The sequence below is a fragment of the Iningainema tapete BLCC-T55 genome, from assembly GCF_014698965.1.
GTDB lineage: Bacteria > Cyanobacteriota > Cyanobacteriia > Cyanobacteriales > Nostocaceae > Iningainema > Iningainema tapete.
Genome location: NZ_JACXAE010000110.1, coordinates 194,955 through 213,804, shown reverse-complemented (window position 1 = coordinate 213,804; position 18,850 = coordinate 194,955). Strand labels below are relative to the sequence as shown.

Here is an 18,850-nt window from a genome sequence, read left to right as displayed (position 1 = left end):
TGGAGATGTTTATTGCTCACGTATTCTATAATTATGTAACTCTTGCCTAGAAATTTCATTTGCTGGAACTAACTTGTAGTGCTTTTCATCAACTATTTTGATCTCATCTTCTTCCAAAGCCAATTCAAACATGGCAATGATATTGTTAGCTATAAATTGGGCAGCTACTGGGCGGCAAATCAACTCAGGAAATTTTGCCTGACAACAGGCAATATCTTGCTTGGTTTGAACAATTCCTAATTGATCATCTCCGGACTTTGCTTGAACTGGGATAACGAATTGTGTTCCATTACGATTGACACCAACATAAATTTCGTCAATTTCAATTTGCCCAATACCTTTGACAGTAGTCCGAAGATGGTTTTGCAATGAATATGTTGCGATCGCCAAAAATATATCTATTAGCCGATTGTAGCGTACCTTTGCCAAAAGAGCTTGTTCATCACTCAATGCGTATTTAGCAATAATTTCTGGTGTAGAGTCAGGGATTTTAATTTGTATTAGATTATAATTTGGAATTATACGATTTTTTCGGCTAAGTCGAAACCGATAATTGGCATGTCCGGCAAGTTCGATCAGCCATTCTAAACCATCAGGTGCAGTGTCTAATATTTCCTTGGGCAATTCTGTGCGAAAGCGGTATTTATAAAAAACGTCACCAAAGTTTTTGGGCACAGCAATACTAAGATGACTTGCCACGGAGGCAATTTCTGAACGGCTAAACTCAAAACTTTCAATTCCTTGCTGATAGTGCCGATGAAAAATCTCAACAATAATGACGTCGTATCTTCCCGGCTGTTTTTTAGCCTTAGCCATGATTACCCAGTTTTGTGGTTTGTCTTATTCTTGGCTCAATCACGTGAGCAGATACACCGTAAAGTTGAGCGGCTTGGGACATGTTTAGTTGAAGCAAACTCTCTAAACCTAACTCAATCTTATCTTGAGGCTTAACTGGAACCACTCCAAGAGCGCGGATAATTTCTGCGGCAACTGCCTTTGCCAACAGGGGTGGTACTGAATTACCGATTTGCCGAAAACCGTGCCACTTTGTGGCATGAAACCGAAACCAGTCGGGGTAAGAGTGCAGTCGTGCCGCCTCTCGCACGGTAATACATCGCGGCATGATAGGATGTATTGGTCGAGGAGAGGTGAAAGCACCTCTGTTACTAGCAGTTCCCGCTCTTAAGGTGTTACATATATCACTAGACGCAAGTTTATAAAAGCGGCTAATCGGCTCGGTTTCACCAGGTTTTGTTTCTTTAAATCTAGCAATGGATTCTAAACTGTGATTTGTGCGGATGCTAGAGGTGATAATTCTGGAATCAAATAAGCGATCGCATGCATAATTATCCTCTGTTGTAGCCAGCCCTCGAAGAAGGCTGCTATAGTAACTGGGTTTGCCGTACTGTGCGTAAGCCCAATCTCTGTGTAACAATTCTGGGATTAATTCTATTGGTGGTAAGTCGCCAATGGCATCCCAAACTGTCGGACTTGCTGGTAAATCGGTACGTACTACAAAATATTTTGATTTTTTCACAGAGTTTGGTTTAGTCAGAGGTTGGGGATATTTAGGTAGAGACAAACCTTGACGACATCCCAAAAGAAATAATCTGGCTCTATCTTGAGGTACTCCATAATTAGCAGCATTTAGTACGCGATAATCTGCTTCTACTTCATAGCCGTTAGCATTAAACTCTTCTATAATTTCTAAGAGAAACTGCCGATGTTTACCAACAGTCAGTCCTGCTACATTCTCAAACACAAAATATTTCGGTTGAAGCTCTAAAACTATTCGTAAATAGTGAAACACAAGCCTATTGCGCGGATCTTCTAAAATGCGTTTGCCCATCATTGAAAAACCTTGGCAAGGAGAGCCGCCAAATACAACGTCAATTTCTTGATTGCCAATAGCAGAACGTTTTCTAATTTCTTCTCCTGTTGTCTCCACAACACTTTGGCACAAGACAGACGAAAACGGAAAGTTGAACTTATGGGTGGCACAATGAATGGGATCTATCTCCACAGCAGCAAGCACATCAAATCCAGCTTGTTCAAAGCCAAGGCTCATGCCACCAGCACCTGCAAATAAATCTACACCAATCGGTCTTTGCTTGCTACTCATTCGACTATGCCGTAGTTGCCTTAGTATAGCTGTTCTAGTCTAACAGAGTGAACAGTAGGCAGACAATACTATTGTGTCCTTACTCTAGGGTATTCAAGCTTAGCGATCGCCCATACTTAGAATTTACTGCCCCCCTTTATAAGGGGGGTTGGGGGGTTCAAAACTGGGGGGGGTGAACTACTTTAAACCAATCAGTACATCAAAGAACTGAACTTGGTTTGATGGTTGCTTACTACTAAGCCTTGCGACTGGCTAATAGATAAACGTGGTACTTCTTGCCAGCAGGATTTACAAAACCAGTGAACTTGATTGCGCCGCACATGACGTAATAGGGAACCACTACAACACAGACAATTGGTTTTCGCACTCATACTTAATCTCCTTTGCACGCAAAGCTTGTGACTACAGCTTTGCAAAAGCGTTTGTTAATGCAGTTTTCTTGGTATGAATGCGCCCGTTATTCTGACTGCTGCCCATGATAATTTTTTCATAGACTGCCTCGTACCCATTCACCATTTGGGTAACGGTAAAATTGTTTTCCACGTACTCGCGGACTTTTCGACGATCTAGCTCCAAAGTAGCAGGAATCATTGCTGCTATCTCTTCAGCGCTCTTGCAGACGAAACCCGTCACACCGTGAGCAATTACTTCTGGTACGGAACCTAAATTTATGCCAATTACTGGTGTACCAGCCGCCATTGATTCGATCATTACCAAGCCAAATGGCTCTTGCCAGGTAATGGGAAAAAGGGTGATAGCTGCGTTGCCTAGAAGTTCGGCTTTTTGAGCGTGGTTCACTTCACCCAGGAATTCGATCTGATTTCCATCTATGTGAGGAGCGATTTCTTGTTCAAAAAACTTTTTGTCTACGACATCTACTTTTCCTGCCATCTTCAAACGCCAACCCGTAGCGAGTGCGATGGCAATCGCTAATTGTGGTCCTTTTTCTGGTGAAAAGCGTCCCAAAAATGCTAGATACGGTGGTTCTTGCGGTTGAGGTACAAACGTATATTCTTCGATGCAAATACCGTTGTAAACAGTGCTGATGTAGTTCAAGTCTAGTTGACGTTGCGCATTGCTGATGCTGATATATGGTTGCGTTCGATGGTGACTAAATACTGCGCTGTTATCTCTCGTAAATCTGCCGTGTAGAGTATGTACTGTAGGTGTTGATACCAAACTGGCAAAAGGTAATGCCCAAACTCCTACATGAGAATGAATTATGTCAAATTCCGCTGCTTTTTGGTAAACTAGGCTAGATTCTAGAATTTCGTACATCAAAAATTCTTTGATGTCTGGATCTAAACGCAATGCGCGAGGATAAACCGCTTCTAACCTTGCCAATGTTTGCGAATCGCCTGAAGCAAACAAGGTAACATCATGTCCTCGACGCACCAGTTCATCAGTCAAACGACTCACTACCAGTTCGATTCCTCCGTATGTTGGCGGTGGAACTCGTTCCCATAAGGGGGCTATTTGAGCGATCTTCATAAATTGTTTTGGTTCAGCAGGTAAATTAGTTGTTGGACTAGGGTTTTCATACTTTACTTCGCGAATATTCTTACCTCCGTTTTTGAAGCTTAAACTAACCAAAATTGCTCTATAGCAAGCTTTTTCGGTTAATTTGTTTCTTTATCTTCACCCCTCCAAATTTACATGCACCCTACCAGCTATAGTGCAGCTATTGATTATTATCTTAGCACACTTTTTGCAATTACTTCTATCTTGGGGATCATATAACAAATTTTTATTATTCGACCACGTAATTAATTGTCTTGAGGATTAAAACATTAATAAAAACAAGCATCAGCTAATAACTAAATAGCTAAATTCCTAATTTAAAAGTTATTTATAATCACTATCACCATGAGCAAATGGTATCAGTTAATCCAATTGTAGAGACGTTCCATGGAACGTCTCTACATTATTTTTTGGAAACCGAACCTCGTTTAAAGGGTGTATACTTTCCTCCTAAAGCTTCAACAATTGTCCGTGTATTAGCCTCCATCATTTTGATATAACTTTCTCCTTCACTGCCAGCAGCACCAATAGAATCAGAATACAGTTGACGTGATGCTAATTTCACCCCGGATTCTTGCGCAACTGTATTAATTAAAGCTGGGTTAATCGTAGTTTCTGCAAAAATTGCCGCAACGCCTGTCTTTTTAATCGACTCTACCAGTCGCTTTAGTGTTTGAGCGCTGGGTTGTTCTTCTGTGCTAATACCAATTAAAGTACCTGCAATAGGTATTTTGTAAGCACGTCCATAATATTGAAATGCATCATGGGTGGTGACAAGTTTGCGTTTATCCGGTGGAATCGTTTGAATTTGCGCACTTATCCAACTATCCAACTGCTTTAACTCTTCAGTTAGTTGCTGGGCTTGGCTGGTAAATTCCGCTCGATCTTCTGGTGATAACTTAATCAAAGCATCCCGAATCGCGTTTACCATTGCGATCGCATTCTTGACATCACCCCAAACATGGGGATCGGGAACTCTGCCCTTGTTACCTTCATCTAATTGCAAAGGCTTAACAACTTCCCCCACTGCTATCTTCTGCGCCTTTTCACCCGCAGCATTCATCAACTTAATTAGCCCTGGTTCCAAGTTGTAGCCGTTATACAAAATTAAATTCGCTTCCTCCATCGCCCTAGTATCTGCGGGTGCTGGTTCGTAAACATGAGGATCTACACCCGGTTTGAGAATTCCCGTTAACTGAATTTCGTCTCCCCCTACCTTTTGAGTTAAATCAGTAATAATAGTGCTAGTTGATACTACTTTCGGCTTATTATTACCAGTCGTAGGATTATTTTGGGTACAACTAAATAAAGTAAATAGAAGGCAGAGGGCTGGCAGAAGGCAGAAGCGCCTTCTATCTTGTGCTTTGAGCCTTTGACTGTAATAACGGCTGACTTCCTTCTGAAGTATTACTTTCATTTATGTTATTTATTACTTCTAGTTATAGATGTTTTCATATTCTTTTCATTTTTATAGTAAGCTCAAGCAAAGGAGTATTCAAGCCAAAAATATGAAAACCCCCTCATTACACCCAAAATTTGCCCATTTCAGTCTTAAGACACAAGAGATGCCCTATTCAATAGTCTATGAAAGCGACAGCACTGCTACCCAAGCAATTAGCATCGCCAATTTGTGGGTAAACTACCGGACACACGAAGCCCTTAGAGATGTTAACTGTATTGTCAAACCAGGAAGACTCACAGGAATTTTTGGTCCCAATGGTGCTGGTAAAAGTACCTTATTGAAAGCGATGCTGGGATTAGTTCCGAGTCATGGAATAGTACAGTACAAAGGCAAACCTTTAGTTTCTCAACTAGAAAAAGTTGCATATGTACCACAAAGAAGCCAAATAGACTGGACTTACCCTGCTACCGTCTGGGATGTAGTGATGATGGGGAGAGTGAAGAAAACAGGATGGTTACGTCAGTTTTCTACTGTTAGTCGCCAGGTAGCAAAAAGTGCTATAGAGCGCGTAGGTATGCTAGAATTGAGCAATCGTCCCATCGGACAACTTTCTGGGGGACAACAGCAGCGGGTATTCTTAGCGCGTGCTTTGGCGCAAGAAGCAGAAATTTTCTGTTTTGATGAACCGTTTGTCGGGATCGATCAAAAAACCCAAGTAGTAATTTTTCAAGTCTTCCATGAACTTGCCGCCGCCGGAAAAATTGTTCTAGTTGTCAACCACGACTTAGGCGAATCTATCAGCCACTTTGATGACTTAATTTTATTAAATCGCGAGTTAATTGCTACAGGTTCTCGCCACGAGGTACTTACTGAAGAAAATTTATCTCGCGCTTACGGCGGTAAAGTCATGTTTTGGCAACAAGCAGCTTGACAAGTAAAAAGTAAAAAGTAAAAAGTAAAAAGTAAATATACTGTTATGTTGCAAGCTTTGATTGAGCCTTTGCATTATGGATTTATGCAGCGATCGCTCGTGATTGCCATTTTAGTAGGTTTGTTGTGCGCGGTTGTCGGTAGCTACTTAATGGTACAGCGGTTGGCTTTGCTTGGCGATGCTATTAGTCACTCAGTTTTACCAGGACTGGCGATCGCTTTTATACTAGGGGGAAATATTTATATTGGCGCATTTATTGCTGGTGTTCTCAGTACAATGGCGATCGCCTGGATTAGAACGCGATCGCCTATTAAAGAAGACGCCGCTATGGGTATAGTATTTTCAGCATTCTTTGCCCTTGGTATAACTTTAATTACCGTCATCCAAAAAGACAACAAAATCGACCTGAATCACTTTCTCTTTGGTAACATTCTCGGCGTTACACAAAGCGAAGTACGAGACACTGCCATCATCGCAGCCATAGTTTTGCTCACCGTATTTTTTGTCTACAAAGAACTACTCTTTTATACTTTTGATCCACTAGGCGCTCAAGCTGCCGGACTACCAGTTAATCGTCTGAATTTCGGACTGATGTTGCTAATAGCTTTAACAATTGTTGCTAGTATGAAAGCTGTTGGCGTAGTCTTAGTTTTATCACTACTAATTACACCAGGAGCAACCGCCTACTTATTAGTTAAACGCCTACATCAAGTCATGATTTTAGGTGCGCTTATCGGCGTAATTTCTAGTATTAGCGGTATGTATCTCAGCTACTTCTACAATTTTCCCTCCGGTCCTGCTATTGTTTTAGTAGTCTCAGGATTATTTATACTTGCCTTGCTATTTAGTCCTCATCACGGTATTTTTACATATCGTCGCCAGAAACCGCAAAATTTAGAAAGTTAAAAACAGACGATTCTATCAATCTATTTATCCCAATATTTTCACAATGTAGAGACGCGCCATGGCGCGTCTCTACAAAATTTGTTACATAAGACTGTATATAAAATAAATTTCACGCTTATCAATCTTTGGACGTACTACTTTTTACCTAAGCAATTTAGATGAAAAGCCAGAATTGATAAGTGAAGTAGGCTTAGATTCAGTAAAACAGATACTTAGAGCGTGTTAAAGTAGGGTCTATCTTAGGGTGATAGTAAGGTTGGAAAAAATTCCCTAGCCTTGATCGTAGAGTTGACGGAAAACATAGGGAAAAGATTTTTATGACATCCAACATTTCTAACGAAAATAAAAACACATCCAATATTTCGACTGACGTTAAAAATAGTATTAATGGGTCGATTATAGTAGGTGTACTTTTGATTATCTTGGGAATTGTGGCGATCGCACAACCTGCTGTATCGACTATTTTCGCTGAAACATGGTTTGCTGTGATTCTCGGCACTGCAGGCGGTGCTAAGATTAGCTACGCATTTCAACTCCGCAAGAACGGAAATAACCAAGGCTTTATTTGGCAACTTGTGCTGGGTATTCTCTACATTGGCACAGCTTTGATGCTGATTGCTAATCCTTTCAGAGGTATTCTCACCCTGACTCTTTTACTGGGTGGCTTTTTACTGGCTGAAGGCGTATTCAATTTAATCCTCGCGTTCCGGTTGCGTCCACAACAAAATTGGACATGGGTACTAGGCGACGGTATCATTACCCTACTACTAGGTGCGTTAATTTGGTTCCAATGGCCCTTCAATGCACCTTGGCTAATTGGTACACTAGTCGGCGCTAGCATTCTCACCACTGGCGTTTCTCGCGTAATGTTCTCTTTGAACGCACGTTCCGCCCTCAACAATATCGATCAAGCAGCCAACATCTAGTCTCGATACCTCGTTCCCAATCAGAGACTGGGAATGCATTTCTTGCGGCTCCGCCTCAAGAAAATCTGGCAGTATCGCTACCGCAAAAGGGGGGTTTAATACCCCCTTTTTTAAGGGGGGTTGGGGGGATCACTTATCAGGAATCATTGGTGACTCAGTATAGTACAAATCGCAAGCAAATCCATTACCACCCTTGTCCTTTTTCTTAGCAAGCTCCCCATACAAGCTAACCGGGATACTGCTGATACCGTATTGCCAATTGATCCGTTTACAGGTTTCTGTAGAAAGTAACTGACGGATATAGACATCTCTCATCTCAAAAGCTTGACTACATACCTTAGTTACAAACTCTTCGTCTGTTTCCATCATTTCAGTTGTGGTTTGTGCCGCTAAGCGCTTGTAGTAAAAATTGGGATTATTGCCGCATTGTATGTTCATGTTAAATTTTTTACCTTTTTTATCTTCTGTCGGAACCGACGCAATCAGAAATTCAGGTTCAAATCTAACGTCAGATATTTTGATATTCCTAGTATCCCACTTCCATCGCTGACACTGGCTGAAACCAGCAAAAGCGGGTGTTAAGCTGGTAAAAAAAAACACTGTTGCCCAAATGCTTATAAGTTTCATATATTAAATCATCCAATGACTTAATCTTAGTATTCCCACTTACAAGAATTTGATATCAGGTGTTGAATAAAACTCAATAGCTTACGCACCGCGATCGCGCTTCAAATCATAGATCACTTTTTCTACATACCAGTTCGCGGTTTTGTTTGGATATTTCTGCTTGGCTTGAGTTATGAGCCGATTGGCTGTCTTTTTATCCTCGTGTAATAGCAAAAGAAGTTGCTTTTGGAGCTTATAGCTAGCCGAGTCAATGGTAATGATAGAGGAAACGCCAGTGGGGAATTTATTACTTCCATTTCTTGCCCTTAAAGTCAAGCCAACAGCAACCCCACCTGCTGTAACTACAGCCAGTGTCAGCGCGGTTTTGTTGACTTCTTCTGTAGACTGTGGAATATTGGTAGTAGAATCTGCAAGTATAACTGTTGGTTGCTCAACTAGCTGCATAGTAGCCGGAATCGCTAATGCACCACCTAAAATACCAGCTAAAAGTAAAGAACAAGCAGTTGCTGACTTGTGAAGAGAAATGTGAGACATTGTAAGCAAAATGTACTCTTGAGAATGGTTTTAACCTTACTTCTAGCTTGGTCGATAACTATGACAGCAAAATGTCAAGTTATCCTACCCATCCGGAATCTGATAGTGCTATGCTGTAGTCAATATCAAACCTAAACACGCCTCAACTCAAATAGCGGACATGAAGTAGTAGCAGAAAACCTTTGCCAAAGCAATACGCCCGCCCACACCCTAGAAGGGTGGGGCTAGTAGAGCCAAGCCTGCCTGCGCAGGCTTTGTAAGTGTAGCTGCACCCTTGGTGGGTGTTAGCTAAAAACAAAGATGCTCCCTGCACCCGCAGCCACACGAGATGTGCTGGATATAAAGATAACCGCTTGAGCGGAAGGTTTGATAATGCAGAAATCAATACTAAAGCTTACAAATTTAACTTATAAACTCAGCAAAACTAGGACTTTGTTTGAAGGTGTTCAGGTAAACATTGGGGAGAACTCGCGCATTGCCTTAGTCGGGCGCAATGGCGTTGGTAAATCAACTTTGCTAAAAATTATAGCAGGTCAACTTAGCCCCACTACAGGTTCTATTTCCCGAAATGGCTTTGTCTACTACTTGCCCCAGATTAGCAACATCAGGCAGGAAATCAAAGCAGACACGATACTGACTTTTTTAAGTTCTCTGACTGAAGAATGGTGGAAGATTGAGGAAATTTTAGCGGCGAAATTCAACACTAAGCTTGACTTATCTTTACCGCCTACAACTTTAAGCGGTGGGGAACTGACAAAGCTATTTCTGGCGATTGGCGCAACTAAAAACCCTAACTTACTATTACTCGATGAGCCAACGAACCACATGGATTTGGTGGCGCTAGAAAACTTGAGGCATTTTCTCAATGATTTCGAGGGGGCATTTGTCATTGTCTCTCACAAACCTTTTTTCCTGGATCGAGTAGTAGATATTACCTGGGAACTCACGCCAGATCGAGTTAATGTGTATGGAGGTAATTTTTCTCTGTATCGAGAGCAAAAAGAAATAGAAATGGCTGTGGCTTTAAGAACTCACGAAGTTGCGAGAAAAGAACTAAAACGTACCAAAGCATCGGCATTGCAAGAGCAACAACGGGCAGCCCAATCTCGTCGAAACGGTCGTGAAAAGTTTCTCAATGGTAGTGTAGATAGAGCAGCCGCAGGAGTAATGAAAAGAAAAGCTGAGGTGACAGCAGGTACTGCGAAAAAGAAACATGAGGAAATGGTAGCAAAGGCTACTGAAAAAGTCGCCCAAACAAAGGTGAAAACGACGAAGGCGACGAATATTCATTTGGAGGAACGAAATCAAAAACGCAGAAATTTAATTGATATTCAGGGTGCAAATCTTAGAGTGTCAAATCGCTTGCTGATTAAGAACATTAATCTTCATGTGTCTGTTGGTGATAGAGTTGCGATCGCAGGTGCTAATGGTTCTGGCAAATCTAGTTTGGTAAAAGCAATCTTGGGCATTGAGAATTCAGCATTTTTAGAGTCGGGAGAAGTTTTACTGACGGCTGGATTGAAAGCTTTGTACCTGGATCAAACTTACGAACTTGTAAATCGAGAACAAACGATTCTGGAAAATATGCAAGCTGCCAATCCCAATCTTAGCTATCAACTATTGCGGCAGCAGTTAGGACACTTCTTGTTTAAAAATGATGAGGTGAACAAACCTGCATCTGTTTTGAGTGGAGGTGAGTTGGCAAGATTAGCGATCGCCATCATTAGCATATCATCCATTGATTTGCTAATTCTCGATGAACCTACCAATAACTTAGATATTGAAACCGTCGCTCAAATGGTAGAAGGTATCAATGAGTACCAAGGTGCGCTGTGGATTATTTCCCACGATTTGGATTTCTTGAGTCGGATTAACATCACTCAAGCTTTTAAGCTCAATCCGCGTCAACACACCTTGGAAATGACTACATATTTACCCGACGATACTGAGGAATACTATCAAGAATTACTGCATTGTGACTACTAAAAACCAGCATATTCCCCTCGTTTCCAGTCTCTAACAATGTTTGCTGTTTAAACCCGTTTTTCTTCAGGTGTTAATGTGGTTTCATCTAGAGGTGGAGCTTTGGGAATAGCACCAGATGAAGTAGTTAAATGGGGTTTGATAATTAGACTCACGCCAATTGCCCAAGCGATAGAAACCATCCAGCCTGCTAAAATGTCACTGGGAAAGTGAACCCCCAGGTATATTCTTGTCCAAGCTATCGCCACGACAAAGGTGCTGCCAACAATGAGAATCAACCAGCACCAAGCGCTACCCCAAGTCAAAATTACTAAAGCTGCTACTAATGTCATACTAGCCATTGAATGACCACTAGGAAATGCAAAACTTGACTCAGGGGTAATTGAATCCCACAGATGGGGGCGCACTCGATGCATAAATACTTTTGCTGTACGGTTAATAATCGCACTTCCTACTGTGGTGGTGAGTAGATAGGTAAGCGATCGCCACCTTCTTAGGGATAATAACACTAGTCCAACCACACCAACAAAAGGTAGTGTAGCTCGTGGACTTCCCAGTTGAGTTAGTCTTGTGGCAAAAAAATCTAATTGTGCTTGTGAAGTTTTGTGAACTGCTAGCAAGATGGGATCATCCCACGGAAATCCGCCTTGATTCTGCCAAACATGCACTGCCAGCAGCCCAAAGATTTGCAAAGGTAAATAAATTCCGATCAACAGTAATAACAGAGAGCGCCAACGAGCAACAAGCAACTGCCTAAAGAAGTTGACAAAGGATTCGATCTGTTTATGGAGATTAGTCTGAAGCATTGCCAAAAGCCTCTATAACTCAGTATGCCTTGAACTGAAGTTCAAGGCTTATAGCCGAAGTCCGTTAAAACGGACTGAATATATCTAGTAAGCTTTAGCTTACTTGAGCTGTGAGCCTATAAATTTATTTCTCGGGGGATAAAAAGCAGATGCTTTACAAACTTAATTGTATAAATACGGTAACCTAATCGACATTATGTATTTACAATAGATATTAAACCTACGCTCAAAGCTTGTGATAGGACAGCAACATGGACCATTCATTACTACCATTACTCAGCTTCTTTGTTGGCGTCATCGTTGGTTTAACGGGAATTGGTGGCGCATCTTTGATTACGCCCATGTTAATTTTTGTATTCCAAGTTCCCCCAGCTATCGCCGTCAGTTCTGATGTGGTATCAGCCACGTTAATGAAGTTTGTTGGCGGCTACAAACATTGGCAACAAAAGACTCTTGACATACAAGCAGTTCAGTGGTTAGCAATGGGGAGTGTACCCGGATCGCTATTCGGTATAGGGATGTTGCACTATCTCAAGCATACCGGACAGAACGTAGACTATATAATGCTTCACCTCATCGGGGTAATGATTCTATTAGTCACGTTGCTAGCACTCACACAAATGCTACTGTTGACTTTTTTCCCAAAGTTAAAGTTACCCGAAATGCCCAAGTTAAACCTGTCTACAGTTGTGGGGAAAATTTTGGCTATGAGTATGGGAGCAGTTTTAGGTTGTTTGGTAGGACTAACTAGCATAGCTTCTGGCTCAATGTTTGCACTAGTGCTAATTACCTTCTTTTGCCTGGATACTTCTAAGTTAGTTGGTACAGATATTTCCCAAGCAGCAATCTTATTATTGTTTACCTCCCTTGGACATCTGAGCTTGGGAACAGTAGATTGGAGTTTGGTATTACCAATTTGGTTAGGCTCTGTTCCTGGAGTGATAGTAGGTGCTAAACTTTGTCAAATTGCTCCCCAACGCCCACTCAGGTTTGTGATTTACACAATCATGCTGATGACAAGTTGCAAATTAGTGTATTAAGACTTTCCCCAGGGTAGTAAGTTAAATGTTCCTCTTTCGTAGAGAATAAACACACCCAAAGCAATCAGTACAAAAGGTACAGCAGACGAACCGTAACGGGTTAACACTGAAGCAATAGAAGCTTGACGGGCTAAAAAGTAAGCAATCAAACACCAAATCCCTACCATCAAAAAAAATACACCAATAATTACGGTTAAACGAGCAAGATTATTACCAGCAAATAGTGGGATGTAGATACCAATATTGTCACCGCCATTAGCTAAAGTTACCGCTGCTACTTTGTAAACTTGAGGATGCAAAATACTCAAGAGAAAAGAAACTATGGGGTTACTAGGTGAGGATTGTGTAAAATTACTAGTTACTATCTGAACTTCTGTAGCTTCGTCTTCCTTATCCACTAGTTGTTTAATTCCAATTACTATAGGTAATATTCCCAGTAATCCAATTAGTTCTTGTCGTACTACTAAGCCACCAAAAAACCCTGGTAAGCTAGCAAGCACGATTGCTAAAAAACCAAGGTACTGCCCAATAACTATATATCGCCAACGAAACACATCTACTTGTGAAAAAAATAGTAGCAAAATCAGAATATCATCAATATTGGTAGCAATGAAGCTGATTATACTTTCAATAATGGCTGTTTGGAGGCTACTCATAAAATGGGACAATTTTAAATTCTGTAATTTAAATACTTGACAGACTTAACTACCATAATGTACCAATTATTTACGGCAATTAGCACCGGGGCAGTAGCTTTTAGTGCCACCAACATTGATGATATTGTGATCTTATTGCTGTTTTTCTCTCAAGTGAATTCTACATTCACTCCTAGACATATCGTTGTCGGTCAGTATTTAGGTTTCACAATATTAGTGTTTGCTAGTCTTCCTGGTTTATTAGGCGGTTTAATCTTACCACCAAACTTGATTGGACTGCTGGGTTTGATACCTATTACTATAGGTATTAACAGTTTAGTTAATCCAGAAGAAGATTCATCTACTGACGTTGAAATAGAGCAATCAGAATCCACTCTAGCAATCTTGTCTCCTCAAGCCTACAGTGTAGCAGTTGTTACTGTAGCTAATGGTAGTGATAACATTAGTGTATATGTGCCGTTGTTTGCCAGCAGTGACGTAGGTAGTTTTTTCACAATTATAGTAGTATTCTTGCTGCTCATAGCTGTCTGGTGCTATGCAGCATATAAATTCAGCCATCAAAGAGCGATCGCCAATATCTTAACTGAGTACGGTAATTCTCTCGTACCTTTTGTTTTGATTGCGTTGGGTGCTTTCATTGTACTTAAAAGCAACGCTTTGAGTTTGGTAAAACTAATTGCTAGTTGTGCATGTTTGACTATTTTAGTCAAAGACAATACCAGTTCATCGGACATCTTGTAAAGACGCTCAGGCGGAGCGTCTCTACGTTAATATCTGCTCAAACGCGCTAGCAAGTCGAGTTTGAAAACGCTGTTTATTCTTCAGCTTCCAAATAGGTTGAACAATTTCCAGCTTGCTGCCAGTTTCTTGATCTATTATCCTGACAGCATGAAGTGTAGATAACTGTAATTCTTTTTTTACCATCAATTCAGGAATTGCCGCAGCACCAATACCGCCTTCTACCACTGCTTTCACCATCTCGCTACTGTTAAAAACGAGAACGACATCTAATTTTGTTAAATCAATTTCCCAATTTTGCAAAGCATGCTCAAACATTTGCTGTACTCCAGAACCCGCTTCTCGCATTACCCAAGAAGTGGTAAGAATTTCCTCTGGGCAAATCTCTGTACGCTCATACCAAGGGTGAGATTTCCCAACGACAATTTGTAAACGTTCACTTCCTAAAACTTCTTGTTCTATTTGGCTTTTAAGTGAAAGTTTTACTTCTCCTGTCACGAAACCAAAATCAAACAATCCTGCTGCTGTGCCTTGGCAGATTTCTTCTGCATTACCTAGTGTACAGTTAAAAATAATCCCAGGATACTGACGCTTGAACTTGCTAATTTTTTCTGGTAACCAGTAGTTACCAATCGTTAAACTAGATCCCAACTTTAACTCGCCTCGTTGCAAATCGTTCAATTCTCGCAAACCCTGCTCTGTTAAAGTAACTTGCTCAACAATTTTCTGCGCTTCCGCCTGTAGTAACTTACCAGCATCGGTAATTTCAATGTGACGCCCAATCCGATGAAATAGTTTTATGCCGTATTCTACTTCTAAGCTTTGAATGGCTGCACTCACTGCTGGCTGGGTAATATAAAGTGCTTCTGCAGCACGGGTAAAGTGCAGAAATTCTGCAACAGCTAGAAAAATTCGTAATTGCTCAAACGTCATTTTGGCTTTTGAACCTTCCCGTGCAGTTGGTATGATCACTCTGGTGCTTACGATCTGTTGGTATTATACGGTAAATTGACCTAATTTTAGTAGATATTGATTTAGTTTATTTTTCCTCAAAACTCAGTATATATCGCTAAGGAGTGTTTTTTAAACTGTTATATTTCATACTAATGAAAAAATTAATAAATTTAGTCTATGGATTTGAAAAGAAATAGTATTTGCATCATTTGAAGGAGGGCAATAAATTGAAACTACGCCTCTAACAGATATGAAAATGAGTGAATTATATACCGCCATTCCCACAGGGATAACTGCTTTTGCTGTTACTAACCTTGACGATATTGTGATTTTGTCGCTTTTGTTCTCTCAGGTGAATGCATTGTTTCGTCGCCATCACATTGTTATGGGGCAATATCTTGGTTTTGCTTCCCTAATTGTTCTCAGCTTACCTAGTTTCTTTGGGAGCCTTTTGATACCTCCTGCTTGGATTGGATTGTTAGGAATTTTGCCAATTGTGATTGGAATTAATCGCTGGTTGAATCAAGATGCTGAAGAAGCTCAAGTGAATACAGAAGAACATTCGATTAATTGGTTTACTAGCTTTCTCTCTCCTCAAAGTTACAGTGTAGCAGCAATCACAATTGCTAATGGAGGTGATAATGTTGCTATTTATGCACCATTATTTGCTACCAGTACTTGGTTCAGCCTTGTTGTGATTCTTGCTGTATTCTTCAGTTTAGTAGGTGTTTGGTGTTATGCTGCCTATCAGTTAACTCGTACTAGTGCGATCGCCAACATCCTCACTACCTATGGTAATCAACTTGTTCCCTTTGTTCTGATTGGGTTGGGCGTTGTGATTATGCTCAAAAGTCATACTTTAGAAAATCCTGTTTTAGCTGTACTTTCTATCGTGTTAAGCTGTTTTTGTCTACTAGCTCAGAACAGTCACATCTGGCAAACAGTAAAATGATTAAATATCTCTAGAATCAGTTATTAATACCTTTGATTAAGGTGCGTTACACTGCGAATGGCGCACCCTACTTTATCTTATCTAATTTCAACCACATTTTTTCGCGTTCTTCAAGCGCGTCTTAGCGTCTTAGCGTGAGACAATTTATGAAAATAGAAACAGAAAATACACATAATTTAGAAAATATCAAGAAACGTAGTGCAGATCGAGTACGAGAACACCTAGCCAATGAACGTACTTATCTAGCTTGGATGCGTAGTGGGATCGCTTTGATGGGATTTGGTGTTCTAATTGTTCGCCTGCGTATTCTCCGCCCTCCTTTAGCACCGCAACCCCCAGGAACCGGTTGGAAGTTGGGTTTAGCCTTTGCATTAGTTGGTTTGTTGACAGTAATATTTTCAACTCAGCACTACCTTGTTGTGCGGCGTGATATTGACAACGATAACTATGAACCAGCGGATCGTTGGGTAATTCTCTCTGCTCTTGCCGTAATACTTTTAGGTATAGGGGTTATTTATTATGTTTTTACAGTACCCTTAGATTTGTTGAATTCAGTTATAGTTGAGTAAATGCAAATAGCTCTGAAATGGTTGGCTCAAAAAACTAATCAGTTGGTGCTTTTTTTGCTGGTTGGGGGACTGCTGTTTCGAGCTTTCCTTGCTTGCTGGCTTTATCCTACCTTTGATGAAGCTTACTACTATCTTTACAGCTTACATTTAGACTGGAGTTATTTCGACCATCCAGTTATGGTGGCGCTGACAACTGGTTTTGGTCCTTGGTTGACTGGAGTTGTGTCTCAATTTACGATTCGCATGGGAGCGTTGATTGGGCATACAGGCAGTTTGCTGCTACTGTATCTGGTTGGCTTAAAATTATTCTCACCCAAAGCTGCTAGTCTGACTTTGGCGATCGCCACCATCAGTCCCATTTTTCTCATTGGTTTTGGCATTTTAAGTTTACCTGACAGCCCACTCATGTTTTTTTGGTCTGCCAGTTTATATGTTGCAGTTAACGAATTTTTTCGGCAAAGCGGGGATCAACAACGAGCCGACTCATTTCATTCCTACGTCCCCAGTTACCGCTTGTGTTACCTTGGTATCTTAGTTGGATTAGCATGCGATAGTAAATATCACGGTTTTATTTTGGGACTGGGGCTAATTGGTTTTTGCTTGACTAGTCCACGTTATCGCTGTGTTATTCGTTCTCCTTGGGCATGGCTGGGGTTAGGCTTATTTTTTATCACCATCTCGCCAATTATATTTTGGAATATCCAACATGATTGGGTATCCTTTCGCTTTCAATCAGAGCGAGCAGTGCCAAAAAGCGGCTACAGCCTGATCTCGGTAGGAGTCACTGGTTTAGCTTCTGTAGCTTACCTGTTCCCAACAATCGGATTACCTCTTTGGTGGGTAAGTTTGCGCTCTTTATCATTGAAACCAATTCTTTCGCGCAAATCACTAAAGAGTCCGGAAAATTTTTCCGCTTTCACGCTCTTGATTTTATGGGTTTCCCTACCTGTAATTTTCGGCTTTACTCTTTTAGGCGGATATCGACAAATTTTGCCAGCTTGGTCGATGCCAGGATTTTGGGGCATAACATTGCTGTTAGGACAACAGGCAACGATTTGGGATTCGCGATCGCGACTTTGGCTACGACGTTGGCTCTTAGGTTCGGGAATTGTGGTTGCTACCATCTTACTAATTGCCTTACTGCAAACGACAACAGGAATACTGCAAAAACCAAGCCAATATGCCTTCATGGGAGGATTCTTACCTCCCAAAGATGATCCTTCTACAGAGTTAATTGATATTTACCAACTGCGGCGTGGCTTTGCTGATTCTCCTGTGCTGAGTGCGGCACTACAAAAATCTGACTTTATCTTTACCAATCGCTATTATCTTGGTGGACCGATCGCCATGTCCCTTGAACCCCTAGCCCACATCCCAATTACTTGCTTTGATATTGGTAAGGATTTGCGTGGCTTTGCTTTTTGGTCAACAGCTACTCAATGGCTGGGAAAAGACGCGCTTTACATCACTACTGCCCCCTTTAACCTGAGAAAAGACTTGATGGATAACTATCGAACTCACTTTAGTAGCCTCACTGAGATTGAAACAATACCAATTCGACGCGGTGGGGTGGAAGTCAACGTCATTTATGTCTATCAAGCCAAGACACTCCTCAATCCATACCCCAGAATTTACGGGGTATGATAGCTAAATATAATACATTGGACTATGCTGCATTCGAGCTTCTCGTTGCTGATACAAATCTTGGAGTGTTAACTTTTGCAAAACCTGTACAGAAACCGCATTAGCTTGTTCCCATATTTCATTAACCAAACTTCGTTCCAACGTACAAGGCTCAGAATTTCTCTCTTTCTTCTCTCCTTCTACCAACATCACAATTTCCAGTAGAGTAATTTGATGTGGTTCACGCGCCAAAACAAAGCCTCCTTTCGAGCCACGTTGACTCTGCACTAACCCAGCACGTCGCAAACTAGCGAGAATTTGTTCTAAATAACGTTCTGGGATAGCTTGCTGAGCCGTAATCTCGCTCATGGTTAAAGGGATGGCGATTTTCTTCTGCTTATGACTTGCTAGTTCTAAGAGTGCTAGCAATGCATATTCAACTTTAGATGACAAGTCAAGGAGAGCATAATTTTTACTAATCAAATCCGTATGCATAAATACTACTATTTATTGATTAATTAGACGTATTTTATATAGAATAAGCTGCTAAACTGATATTT

General features: G+C 41.0%; 20 protein-coding genes. 9 read left to right on the top strand and 11 right to left on the bottom strand.

Annotated elements, in window-relative coordinates:
- Positions 1-9 precede the first annotated feature (9 nt).
- From ICL16_RS37070 to ICL16_RS37050, 5 genes are all read right to left on the bottom strand, one after another.
- Entirely contained in the window at positions 10-816 is an 807-nt protein-coding gene (locus tag ICL16_RS37070) for an endonuclease (RefSeq protein ID WP_190836575.1), read from the bottom strand.
- Positions 809-2,122: a DNA cytosine methyltransferase gene (locus ICL16_RS37065; RefSeq protein WP_190836574.1), complete on the bottom strand. Its 1,314-nt coding sequence runs from the start codon at positions 2,120-2,122 to the stop codon at positions 809-811. The genes ICL16_RS37070 and ICL16_RS37065 overlap by 8 nt, the downstream gene beginning before the upstream one ends.
- Before the next feature lie 191 nt (positions 2,123-2,313).
- Positions 2,314-2,493 (bottom strand): hypothetical protein, encoded by a 180-nt coding sequence (locus ICL16_RS37060; RefSeq protein ID WP_190836573.1) that lies wholly within the window; start codon positions 2,491-2,493, stop codon positions 2,314-2,316.
- 31 nt (positions 2,494-2,524) lie between these two features.
- Positions 2,525-3,613 (bottom strand): glycosyltransferase family 4 protein, encoded by a 1,089-nt coding sequence (locus ICL16_RS37055; protein WP_190836669.1) that lies wholly within the window; start codon positions 3,611-3,613, stop codon positions 2,525-2,527.
- Positions 3,614-4,046: 433 nt separating this feature from the next.
- Complete coding sequence (locus tag ICL16_RS37050; RefSeq protein ID WP_190836572.1) at positions 4,047-5,060, bottom strand: metal ABC transporter substrate-binding protein; 1,014 nt, start codon at positions 5,058-5,060, stop codon at positions 4,047-4,049.
- Positions 5,061-5,208: 148 nt separating this feature from the next.
- Here ICL16_RS37050 and ICL16_RS37045 point away from each other — a divergent pair, with 148 nt between their 5' ends.
- The 3 genes from ICL16_RS37045 (at position 5,209) to ICL16_RS37035 (ending at position 7,808) form a co-directional block, all read left to right on the top strand.
- Complete coding sequence (locus ICL16_RS37045) at positions 5,209-5,976, top strand: metal ABC transporter ATP-binding protein (protein WP_238361114.1); 768 nt, start codon at positions 5,209-5,211, stop codon at positions 5,974-5,976.
- Between the two features lie 45 nt (positions 5,977-6,021).
- Positions 6,022-6,882, top strand: a complete 861-nt coding sequence (locus ICL16_RS37040) for a metal ABC transporter permease (RefSeq protein WP_190836570.1) — start codon at positions 6,022-6,024, stop codon at positions 6,880-6,882.
- Between the two features lie 317 nt (positions 6,883-7,199).
- Positions 7,200-7,808, top strand: coding sequence for an HdeD family acid-resistance protein (locus ICL16_RS37035; protein WP_190836569.1), 609 nt, complete (start codon positions 7,200-7,202; stop codon positions 7,806-7,808).
- Between the two features lie 129 nt (positions 7,809-7,937).
- Here the strand turns inward: ICL16_RS37035 and ICL16_RS37030 are convergent, their stop codons facing one another.
- On the bottom strand, positions 7,938-8,435 hold the full coding sequence (locus ICL16_RS37030; RefSeq protein ID WP_190836568.1) for a hypothetical protein: 498 nt from the start codon (positions 8,433-8,435) through the stop codon (positions 7,938-7,940).
- Positions 8,436-8,516: 81 nt separating this feature from the next.
- Positions 8,517-8,969: a hypothetical protein gene (locus tag ICL16_RS37025; RefSeq protein WP_190836567.1), complete on the bottom strand. Its 453-nt coding sequence runs from the start codon at positions 8,967-8,969 to the stop codon at positions 8,517-8,519.
- A gap of 372 nt (positions 8,970-9,341) precedes the next feature.
- On the opposite strand from ICL16_RS37025, the gene abc-f reads away from it, so the two are divergent.
- Positions 9,342-10,955 carry a ribosomal protection-like ABC-F family protein gene (gene abc-f / locus ICL16_RS37020; protein WP_190836566.1) on the top strand — a complete coding sequence of 538 codons (1,614 nt, stop codon included), beginning with the start codon at positions 9,342-9,344 and terminating at the stop codon, positions 10,953-10,955.
- 47 nt (positions 10,956-11,002) lie between these two features.
- Here the strand turns inward: abc-f and ICL16_RS37015 are convergent, their stop codons facing one another.
- Positions 11,003-11,758, bottom strand: coding sequence for a phosphatase PAP2 family protein (locus tag ICL16_RS37015; protein ID WP_190836565.1), 756 nt, complete (start codon positions 11,756-11,758; stop codon positions 11,003-11,005).
- A gap of 251 nt (positions 11,759-12,009) precedes the next feature.
- Between ICL16_RS37015 and ICL16_RS37010 the strand changes: the two genes are divergently transcribed.
- Positions 12,010-12,798: a sulfite exporter TauE/SafE family protein gene (locus ICL16_RS37010; protein ID WP_190836564.1), complete on the top strand. Its 789-nt coding sequence runs from the start codon at positions 12,010-12,012 to the stop codon at positions 12,796-12,798.
- Here ICL16_RS37010 and ICL16_RS37005 read toward each other — a convergent pair.
- Positions 12,795-13,454, bottom strand: coding sequence for a cadmium resistance transporter (locus tag ICL16_RS37005; protein ID WP_190836563.1), 660 nt, complete (start codon positions 13,452-13,454; stop codon positions 12,795-12,797). The genes ICL16_RS37010 and ICL16_RS37005 overlap by 4 nt on opposite strands.
- Positions 13,455-13,511: 57 nt before the next feature.
- On the opposite strand from ICL16_RS37005, the gene ICL16_RS37000 reads away from it, so the two are divergent.
- Positions 13,512-14,195 carry a cadmium resistance transporter gene (locus ICL16_RS37000; RefSeq protein ID WP_190836562.1) on the top strand — a complete coding sequence of 228 codons (684 nt, stop codon included), beginning with the start codon at positions 13,512-13,514 and terminating at the stop codon, positions 14,193-14,195.
- Between the two features lie 21 nt (positions 14,196-14,216).
- Here ICL16_RS37000 and ICL16_RS36995 read toward each other — a convergent pair whose 3' ends face one another.
- Entirely contained in the window at positions 14,217-15,125 is a 909-nt protein-coding gene (locus tag ICL16_RS36995) for a LysR substrate-binding domain-containing protein (protein ID WP_190836668.1), read from the bottom strand.
- Positions 15,126-15,402: 277 nt separating this feature from the next.
- On the opposite strand from ICL16_RS36995, the gene ICL16_RS36990 reads away from it, so the two are divergent.
- The 3 genes from ICL16_RS36990 to ICL16_RS36980 all read left to right on the top strand — a co-directional run bounded on the left by ICL16_RS36990 (position 15,403) and on the right by ICL16_RS36980 (position 18,311).
- Complete coding sequence (locus tag ICL16_RS36990) at positions 15,403-16,098, top strand: cadmium resistance transporter (protein ID WP_190836561.1); 696 nt, start codon at positions 15,403-15,405, stop codon at positions 16,096-16,098.
- A gap of 146 nt (positions 16,099-16,244) precedes the next feature.
- A complete protein-coding gene (locus tag ICL16_RS36985) occupies positions 16,245-16,667 on the top strand; it encodes a YidH family protein (RefSeq protein ID WP_190836560.1) in 423 nt (140 codons plus the stop codon).
- The gene (locus ICL16_RS36980; RefSeq protein ID WP_190836559.1) at positions 16,668-18,311 is read left to right on the top strand and encodes an ArnT family glycosyltransferase; all 1,644 of its coding nucleotides are present in this window, start codon (positions 16,668-16,670) and stop codon (positions 18,309-18,311) included.
- A 3-nt stretch (positions 18,312-18,314) separates the two neighbouring features.
- Here ICL16_RS36980 and ICL16_RS36975 read toward each other — a convergent pair whose 3' ends face one another.
- The gene (locus ICL16_RS36975) at positions 18,315-18,785 is read right to left on the bottom strand and encodes an RrF2 family transcriptional regulator (RefSeq protein WP_190836558.1); all 471 of its coding nucleotides are present in this window, start codon (positions 18,783-18,785) and stop codon (positions 18,315-18,317) included.
- Between the last annotated feature and the right edge of the window lie 65 nt (positions 18,786-18,850).